This is a genomic window from Mycobacterium sp. (assembly GCF_049802695.1).
Lineage (GTDB): Bacteria > Actinomycetota > Actinomycetes > Mycobacteriales > Mycobacteriaceae > Mycobacterium.
On the sequence record NZ_JBARMY010000068.1, the window covers coordinates 1 to 8,485 of the forward strand.

Below are 8,485 nucleotides of genomic sequence, written 5' to 3' on the forward strand. Positions count from 1 at the left end.
GCCATTCACCGGCACCCCGCCCCGGGATCGCAGCTGGCCGCAGCACGACGCGCGCCACCGCCACCCGGGAACACCGCTTGCAGGCGCACCCCGGGGCCCCTGCCGATCGCACGTCACCCCACGATCATAGGGGAAACGGAACAGTTTCGTTTATGTATGAATCGAGTTATGGCTTCGCGCGCCCGCCAGCGCACCGGCAAAGACGCCACCTCGCGGAGACCGGCCGCCTGCCTAAGTGGACGCACCGCCACGCCAGCGGCGCTCGGTGATTCTGGTTCGCGACGTCCTTCACCACCGCGAAGATCCCCTAACCAGCGCGCGGTCACTTGAGCTTTCGGTGAGCTCTCGCCCCGATTGGTCACCGTGCGTGCGGCCACCGTTACGGAAATCCACCGGGGCAACGCTGAACCGTTCCGGTCCCCGAGGTGGGCGGTGCTGATAAACCCGGGGGTCTGCCCGAGCGGGCTGAGCTGAGCTGCGTGACCGGTGAATCGTCCAAACATCGGCCATACCCGACACCGGGCTGCGCACGACCGTCCTCCCTGGTCGCAGTGGCGGTAGCGCCCCTATCGCTGCCCAAGCGCTGCGGCGCCCCTGGCTGGCGGCGAGCGCCACAGCGCGAATCGCGGGGCCACAACAAGGTCTGCGCACAGGCTCACCACCACCGGCGCAGACTCGACTCCCTGCTGATCGGGCTACAGCGCCCGGATCGTGCCGGTCAGATGCGGGTAGCCCTCGGCGATATTGCGCAGCACCACGTCCCAACCGTCCTCGCTCCGGTCAATGTAGAGCCCAGCGGTGGCGGGCAGCACCACAGGCTTTCCGAACCGCACCGAATAGCTCACGGCATCGCCAAGCTGACCCTCGAGATTTCCTAATACCGCTGCGGCGCTGAACATCCCGTGCGCAATAACGTTCGGGAAGCCGAACAACTTGGCGCCGATCGGGTTGGTGTGGATCGGGTTGTGATCGCCGCCGACAGAGGCGTATCGGCGAATCTGTCCCGGGGTGATCCGCAGCAGGGTGTTCGGCGGAGGCAACTTGGGCTGCTTTTGTGGCGGCGGTTTAGGTTCGTCGGACAAACTGGTGCGCTGCTGATGCAAAAACGTAGTGACCTGGTGCCAGGCGGTGTCGTCGCCGACGCTGACGTCGGTCACCAGGTCGACCAGCAGGCCCTTGCGGTGTTCACGCAGGTTCTCCGCATGCACCACAATGCCGACCGTGTCGGTCACCGCGATCGGCCGATACTGCGTGATGTGGTTCTCGGTGTGCACGGCCCCCAGTGCGGCGAACGGAAAGTCGAAGCCGGTCACCAGCGACATCACCGACGGGAAGGTCAACGCGAACGGGTAGGTCAGCGGCACGGTGTCGTCGCAGCGCAGCCCAGTGACCGCTGCATAGGCGGCGACATGCGCGCGGTCAATCGGCAGCTCTGCAACGCTCACTGTCCGGGTGGGCACCTCGTCGGGTCGCGGCACAAACGGCAACGCCCCAGCCGCCGCGCGCAGCACGTTTTTTAGCTCGTCGGGTCGCGGCACAAACGGCAACGCCGCAGCCACCGCGCGCAGCATACTTTTCAGCCCGCTTAGTTGGCTCACTGGAATCTCCTTGGAATCGAACTAGTGGTCACCCCGGCGCGTTTGGCGACTGCCACCGCCGCATCCAGCATCGCGCGGCCCTTGGCGGCGTCGAGCCCCGCGCCGCAGGCGGCCTGACCGCAGAACCAGCCATTCACCTCACCTCGCCCCAGATCCCACCTGGCCGCAGCACGACGCGCCGCCACCGCCACCGGGAAGACTGCTTGCAAGCGCGTCCCGGAACGGCTCGCGCCGGTCGCTGTCACCCCCCGATCATAGGTGAACGGAACAGTTTCGTTTATGTGTGATCGGGTGATGGCTTCGTGCGCCGCCAGCGCACCGGCAAAGACCGCCGGCCCTGATGGGGCCAATATTCGCCTGAAGGCGAATGGGGCCAGGCGACTTGACGAAACTCAACGCGCTAACGGCCGTTCGAGAAGCGTAGGCGCGTGTCGCGAAAGGTGACGCGGGCGAGGCCCACTGAGGCCGCCTGTCGGCCAATTTCTTATCGACTCCGTCGTCACGGGGACAACGTACGCAACCGGTTTGTCCGCGAACTATCAGGGTTCGGCACTTTCCTTCCGAAGGTTTTGTAGCGTAGGAACTCGCCAAAAGATTTAGCAAATCGCGTCGCACGAGGCCAAGGCTGCGAGCTTGGTGATGCGGCCAAAGGTGTGTCAGCGGCACGGCTGCTGCGAGTGGTCTCGGTGCGTTTTCGGGCGGCGTCGGGTCAGCGCCTGGGCGCCCGGGGCAACACCGTCCGGGCGAGCTCTCTAGCCGCGTTAAATACGGTCGGATCAAGCTTCTTTTGCCGCGCCTGAACGATAAGGGCTCGCAGCACTTCGGCCAGGGCGACGGTGTCGGACAAGACCCGCGCAGCAGCTTCTTCGGAGGTGAGCGGACGAGCAGCAACCACCGGAGCCTGCGGCACACGAACGACTGCGCGGGGTATTTCAACAACTCTGATAGCGGCTCCCGCACGCTGGGCGGCAACGCGTTCTGCGTGGGCAGCGCGGCGACAGTCTGTGGAGCACCAGATCTGTCGCCGGCCACGCGTTGGCAAGGTGGACCGCCACACGTTTGCGCCACAGCGCGGACATGTCCCCGGCTCCCATAGCGCGTCAGTATTCGAGTCGGCTTTGTCACTCACGGCTTCACCGCCCAGTTTCGTCAGGCCGTCTAAAACCTTCTTCATCCGACGAAAAGTTACCACTCCGTGACCTGTATGCACTAGGTGTGAACGGTTTGTAGGGGCTACAGCTCGTGCGGGCGCTGGCGCTCCCGTCCGCCGTCACGCACCTGTCTGGCTTGCCGGGCCAATGAGCGAGTTTCAGAGACCGTGCCCTGCCGTTGTGAGAATTTTCTCTACTGGTATCTAGATCACTCACTTACTTCCACCTGTCGTACGCTCGGCGGCTGCGCCTGGGCCCATCAAATCCGTTCGTAGCGTGCGGGCGAGTGTCCGCGCGTTCGCTAGAAGCGGAACACCCAGCCGGTATGCCACAGCCCGGACCCGGCCGCGGAGGCGCGGTACCGTGCGGCAATGCAACGCAACGTCATCGACGGGCACTGGTGGCGCCCTAGCACCGACGCCAGTGACAAGGTACCCGGGGTCCTTAGCATCGAGCCCAGCGGGCGAATCGAATTGTCGTTGATTGGTACGTTCTGCGGTCAACAACCGCAGACGGGTAGCTCCGCCTTGCCGGCGATCACTGAACGCGAAGAGATACCGCTGGTGTTGGGCACGACACCGCTGGGCGACCACTTCACCCTCGTTGACGGATGGATCAGGTCAGCCGAAGAGAGGATGTTAGGTGCGGGCGGACAGCGTGTGGTCGTAGGGGCAGCTCGGGTCATCGAAGATATCCACCTCGATCCTGCCAACACGGCAGTATTCACCGCCGCACGAGTCAGGATCGAGAACCTGGACGTGTGGTCGGGCTTCGCCAAGTTCATCCGTTTGCCACGCGAGGAATCGAGCGATCCTGCGGTGCGGGTAGAAACACACCAACCGGTCGAATTCGATCATGGACCTTTCCGGTTCCGGATCCGTCAGCTGCACGGCGAGTTCAATTTTCAACTCACCCGACAGAACGCCAACGTCGTGTGCCCAGTGCAAGTGGTGCTCGAAATCGAGGCCAGCGAACCGACAACTTGCGATGCGTTCGACGACGCGGTGTCTTCCTGGCTCGACCTGGTGTCGTTTGCCACGCGGCAATCGTGCGCCGTCACATCCTTCCAGCTCATCCTGGATAAACCCAAGGCCTTGCGCCGGCCGGTCCAGGTCACGCGCGAAGACGGCACGTCTGAAATGGTCATCGAGGAGCAGGAATTTGAGCATGCGGTCGCAGTGCGCGCGCATTGGAACCAAACTCCTCAGGAACCACCTAGTTCATTGGATTTGGGCGACTTCGCCGTCCTGGTCGAGGATCGTCCGCTTTCGGAATGGTATGCGGCGTGGATGGCGCTCCGCCAAGACGCGCACAATGCGCTGAACATCCTGCTGAGTTTGACCTACGGGCGCAACGCATTCCTGCAATCCGACCTGCTGATCGTGGCACTGGGCGCCGAAACCCTACACCGGGATCTCTACCCGGACTGTCTGGCGACATACCCCAAGGACTTCGAGGCCATGATGACTAAAGCCTTGGAGAAGTTGGACGAGGACGAGACGCAATGGGCCCAGCGAGCTATCCGCAACGAGCCGTCCTACCAAGAACGGCTGCGTGATCTGGCCACGCACCCGGCGCCAGAGGCGCTCTTACTCGCCGTTCCGGATTTCGCTGGCTGGGCACGAAGCCTCGCAGCCGCGCGGAACGGTCTGGCGCACGGCTTACGCCGAGACGAACTTAAAGTCCAGCGGATGTATAACCTGACGCAACAGACACGCCTATTTCTCGAGTTGGTGGTCATGGCCAAGATCGGTGTGTCGGCTACACGTCAAGAGCACTATGCGCTGGTGAACCGAGTAATCAACTGACATTTGGGACGTCGGAGCCGCAACTGACCTCCAACACGGCGATGGGGCGAGTATGGAGGAGGACACGGTGACCGAGCGCCCGACAGGGGTGATGCCAGGTGCCCTGTTACACACCGATCCGCGCCGAGTACCTCCGGGAGGGGCGGCCACACTGCCCAAACGTCATCAAGCCGACAGAGCACAAGGGTTGTCCCGAAGAACGGACAGGTGGGTATTGCCCATTCGTCCCATTGCCCATTTTCTGTATTAGACGCATACTAGGCATGTGCTAGGGAAGTCCTGTCGGAGGAGGCGGCCATGACGGCTGACCCTGTATTCGAGCCTGTAACCGAGGTCACAGCAGATGATCGCGCGCGCATCGCCTTCGGTCGAATCGGCGTGCACCGCAATGACCGCTTCCTTGTCTCGCGCCGCGCCTCTGGCGAGTTGCTGTTGACGCCGATGGCGTCCATCCCGCAGCGCGAGTTGTTGGTGTGGGAGAACGAGTCTGTCCGAAACTCCCTGCTGCGCGGACTGGCTGATGCCGCGGCGGGCAGGGTATCTCAGCGTGACGACTACCTGGACGGCGACGACGCCGACGAATGAGCGCGCCGCCGTTCACTTTGCTCTACACCAACGAAGCGCAAGCCATCATGGACGATCTTCTAACTCGCCCGCGTGACGTGAAGACGAAAAAAGTCAAGAAGGCACTGCGCCTGCTGCGAGATGTCGGGCCGTCGCATCCTGGCCTTGAGTCGCACAAGTACCACTCCCTGACCGGCCCCAACGGTGAAGACGTGTGGGAGTCCTACGTGGAGAATCGCACGCCCTCTGCCTGGCGCATCTGGTGGGTGTATGGACCCGGAGCTGACACGGTGACCATCACCACGATTGGACCGCACCCGTAGCAACGGGCTTATCTGATGTCGTTGCCGAGATGTTCCTTGATGAGGTGCAGGTACATGACACCACCCTGGTTGACGCAGTCCAACGCAAGCTCCCGTACCTGTTCGAGATAGCCCGCATCGTCGTTGTCCCGGACCTCGACGGTGGTTTCGACGGGGATAAAGCGGTGCACGGGTACGGTTCCTTCGTCTTCATCAAAACCTTGCACTCTGCGGTATAGCGTGAGCGGTTCCTTTCCTGCCCATTCGATCCCGACCCGGACCTCGTACTCGACCGCCCCGATGCTCAGTCCGACGGTGCGGACCAATGCCATCAGGTCGGCTACCGCCGCCTCGACAACCAATTCGCTGATCCACCAACCCTCGTAGAACTTCTTTTCCTCACTGAACCCGGATGCTCGGCGGTGTGCGCCTGCTGCTGCGGCGACGGTGATGGAGCCGTCGAACTGGATACTGAGCGATGCCTCTCGCCACCGTGCCGTTTCCCCGATCATCGTGTTCGGCGCGGTCCAGCGGCGCAGTCCAGGGCGCGGGTTCTGCCAATCGACACTTTCCAGAGGTCGAAGCGTGTCGTTGCTGGCGAACGACACAGTGAGCATTCTCGCTTGTTTGAGTAGTTCCCGCGCCTCGTCACGTGACCACCGGGTCATTGCGCTGGCCGCCCTTGGGTGTGCCACGGCGATCAGCCAAGCGCGCTCAGTGATATCGCGTCCTGACGCGGTTTCCTCATATAGCTTGTCGAGGACTTCAGTGGCATGTCGCGCGGCGTCAAATCTCGCGCGGTACTGAGTAGCGATTTCGCGTTCCCGCATCCACACTGTGTCGGCGTTGTTCCGGACCGGTGCGCCGAAGTAGTCGTTCCTGTAGATCAGGTGGGGACCATCGACGCTCGCCGGCACGACCACGGCGACTGCGCGGTTCCCGTCATCGCCAACACGAATGATGTTGAGCCCGAATATCGGTGGGCTGATTGCGCTGACCGCCACCTGGCGCAAGCTGCGTTCATGGTTCTCAGTCAGCTCCCCGGTGTCTTTCCGCCCCGTCGCCTTCTCCTGGCTTTCGGTGACACCGTAAACGATGACACCGCCGCCGCTGTTGGCCATCGCCGCGACGTCCTTGGGAAAGTCGGCGTTGTTGAGGTTAGAAGTCGGGGGCAGTTCTGACTTCCAGTCGAGGTCATCAGTCTCCTCGACACCCGCCTCCACAGCGGCGTCGATCAGCTCATCCGTGATCGGACCCGGTGACAACCCAAGAACGCGATGCAGGGCGGTGAACATAGTGATCGAAGTTATCTCCACTTTGCGGTCATGGCAGGCAGTTAGTGGCCCGACGCGGCTGAGGTCTCCCCGTCACCCGCGCGTCGGATTGTGTCCGATGTGTTCCGGCGTTCGCCCATCGCGCCGAGCGCGCTGTCGTCCGAGGGTATGACCGTCGATGTCACCGCTGATGCTGATGAGCGAATGCCGGAGCAAGACGGACAACGCAGCTGTACACCAGAGAACGGCCTAACAGCTACGCGGTGATTGATTCGGTCGGCACCGTTAGCGTCTCCAATCAAAAGGCTGCGAGACTGTCAAAGCGACAGTGTCTGAACCTTCTCGTGCGGTCCGTCGTCGTCCTCCCATCGAATACGAAGGTCTGCGCGGTCTGGTGTGCCCGAGTGCAGCAAGATCGAGAATTCAAACCGAGAACCCTCGGTCAGCATCGAAATTGGCCCCTCCATATCGTGTGTCCAGGGAGCCTCGAAACCCTCCTCGATCGACTCGCTCACCCACGCTACGGTCACACCGCGAGCGTCGCCCGGCCCTCTGTTCTCGACAATGAGGTAGGCATCGCGACCACGGCGTTCCACTCGGGCGGAGACGTTGGCGGTGCGCTGTGGAGCCCGCGGGCCGACCTCAACGGGAAGCTTGAAATGCCTTCGGACGGTGACCAACAGATCACGGCGCGCATGATTCACTAGTTCGGCGACGCCTGAGTACTCGCGATAAAGGCTCCGCTTCCCGATCTCCTTTTTGAACTCCTGCACCGCCCTGTACTGCTTTGGGTCAAGAGAGTCCGGAGCGACGGGCGTGTTCGAGAAGTAGAGGAGTGCGGGTTTACCCGCGTTCACGAAGCGCTCAAGCTCATGGACGGTCGCATGCTTACCGTCGTCGAGCAGTTGCCCGATGCGCGTCCAAAAAATGCCGATCACGATGTCCGAGCTGTCAACAATCTGGTCATCGAGAATCGCCTGCGGCGGCGCACCGATGTGAGGCGTGCCGTTCTTCTCCCATAGGCGGGGGAGCAGCACCACCCCAGTGTCAGTCGTGTGCTCGTCATTGAACTCCCAAATCGCTTCCCTCAACGCCTGACGTTCAAGAGCCACATCACTCGGAGAGGCAATGAAGACGTGGACCACGTTAGCCGGATAGACCATGCGATCAGTCTCGCGGAGAAACGCCAGGCCATCGCTGAGACGGCTGCGTGTCGCGGTTTGCGTTTTTGGGAAGATCGGGCCATGGCGACAGTAGAGGAGGCGCTCAGATCGGCCCGCATCCATTCCGTACGGCACATGGCGGCGTGCGATAGGGCAGACCTCCGCTGGGGTGAAACAGCCATCACTGAGATCGTGACTTCTCGCGCTGCTGAAGCGGTGACAGTCGTGTCGTTCACCCAGCGTGCCGAGTCCATCAGCGGCGCCGATTGGGTCTGGTGGTGGATCGACGCGACCTCCGCCTACGGGATGCTCGTGCAGGCCAAGCGTTTAACGGTGAACCGGGGCAAGTGGCAGTTCGACTTCGACTACCCAAACGGCACCCGTACCCAGCGGTCGAGACTGATGTCGACTGCGGCGACTCTGGACCTGACGCCGGTGTACGCGCTCTACCTCGGCACCACTGACTATCGGAACAAGGAGCGGTGCCCGGACGGCTACCAAAGCGGACGCTGCCTCGCGTGCCTGAAGCGATCCGTCTCATTGATGCCGGCGCTGTTGGCTGACCCCGTGATCGTCGATAGCGCGCAGCGCACCTACGAACGTTCAGTTGCGCTCGAAGAGTTGG

7 protein-coding genes and 1 pseudogene are annotated in these 8,485 nt (G+C 62.4%); 4 read left to right on the top strand and 4 right to left on the bottom strand.

What is annotated here, in order from left to right:
- Nucleotides 1-695: 695 nt before the first annotated feature.
- Nucleotides 696-1,571 (bottom strand): MaoC/PaaZ C-terminal domain-containing protein, encoded by an 876-nt coding sequence (locus WA317_RS02540; RefSeq protein ID WP_425171549.1) that lies wholly within the window; start codon nt 1,569-1,571, stop codon nt 696-698.
- A 23-nt stretch (nt 1,572-1,594) separates the two neighbouring features.
- A complete protein-coding gene (locus tag WA317_RS02545) occupies nt 1,595-1,843 on the bottom strand; it encodes a hypothetical protein (protein ID WP_425171543.1) in 249 nt (82 codons plus the stop codon).
- 1,277 nt (nt 1,844-3,120) lie between these two features.
- Between WA317_RS02545 and WA317_RS02550 the strand changes: the two genes are divergently transcribed.
- The 3 genes from WA317_RS02550 to WA317_RS02560 all read left to right on the top strand — a co-directional run bounded on the left by WA317_RS02550 (nt 3,121) and on the right by WA317_RS02560 (nt 5,444).
- A complete protein-coding gene (locus WA317_RS02550) occupies nt 3,121-4,557 on the top strand; it encodes a HEPN domain-containing protein (protein WP_425171544.1) in 1,437 nt (478 codons plus the stop codon).
- Between the two features lie 297 nt (nt 4,558-4,854).
- Nucleotides 4,855-5,142, top strand: coding sequence for a hypothetical protein (locus WA317_RS02555; RefSeq protein ID WP_425171545.1), 288 nt, complete (start codon nt 4,855-4,857; stop codon nt 5,140-5,142).
- Nucleotides 5,139-5,444 (top strand): hypothetical protein, encoded by a 306-nt coding sequence (locus WA317_RS02560; RefSeq protein ID WP_425171546.1) that lies wholly within the window; start codon nt 5,139-5,141, stop codon nt 5,442-5,444. Before WA317_RS02555 ends, WA317_RS02560 begins: the two co-directional genes overlap by 4 nt.
- A gap of 8 nt (nt 5,445-5,452) precedes the next feature.
- Here the strand turns inward: WA317_RS02560 and WA317_RS02565 are convergent, their stop codons facing one another.
- Both WA317_RS02565 and WA317_RS02570 read right to left on the bottom strand, forming a co-directional pair.
- Nucleotides 5,453-6,718: a helix-turn-helix domain-containing protein gene (locus WA317_RS02565; RefSeq protein WP_425171547.1), complete on the bottom strand. Its 1,266-nt coding sequence runs from the start codon at nt 6,716-6,718 to the stop codon at nt 5,453-5,455.
- Nucleotides 6,719-7,014: 296 nt separating this feature from the next.
- Nucleotides 7,015-7,860, bottom strand: a complete 846-nt coding sequence (locus WA317_RS02570; protein ID WP_425171548.1) for a hypothetical protein — start codon at nt 7,858-7,860, stop codon at nt 7,015-7,017.
- Nucleotides 7,861-7,941: 81 nt separating this feature from the next.
- Between WA317_RS02570 and WA317_RS02575 the strand changes: the two are divergent.
- Nucleotides 7,942-8,485, top strand: a pseudogene (locus WA317_RS02575) (hypothetical protein); the annotation flags it as partial.

What these genes read in the sequence shown, in the direction of transcription:
- WA317_RS02565 (WP_425171547.1), bottom strand. Translation starts at nt 6,718, where the DNA reads ATGTTCACCGCCCTGCATCGCGTTCTTGGGTTGTCACCGGGTCCGATC.
- WA317_RS02570 (WP_425171548.1), bottom strand. Translation starts at nt 7,860, where the DNA reads ATGGTCTATCCGGCTAACGTGGTCCACGTCTTCATTGCCTCTCCGAGT.
- WA317_RS02540 (WP_425171549.1), bottom strand. Translation starts at nt 1,571, where the DNA reads ATGCTGCGCGCGGTGGCTGCGGCGTTGCCGTTTGTGCCGCGACCCGAC.
- WA317_RS02560 (WP_425171546.1), top strand. Translation starts at nt 5,139, where the DNA reads ATGAGCGCGCCGCCGTTCACTTTGCTCTACACCAACGAAGCGCAAGCC.
- WA317_RS02550 (WP_425171544.1), top strand. Translation starts at nt 3,121, where the DNA reads ATGCAACGCAACGTCATCGACGGGCACTGGTGGCGCCCTAGCACCGAC.
- WA317_RS02555 (WP_425171545.1), top strand. Translation starts at nt 4,855, where the DNA reads ATGACGGCTGACCCTGTATTCGAGCCTGTAACCGAGGTCACAGCAGAT.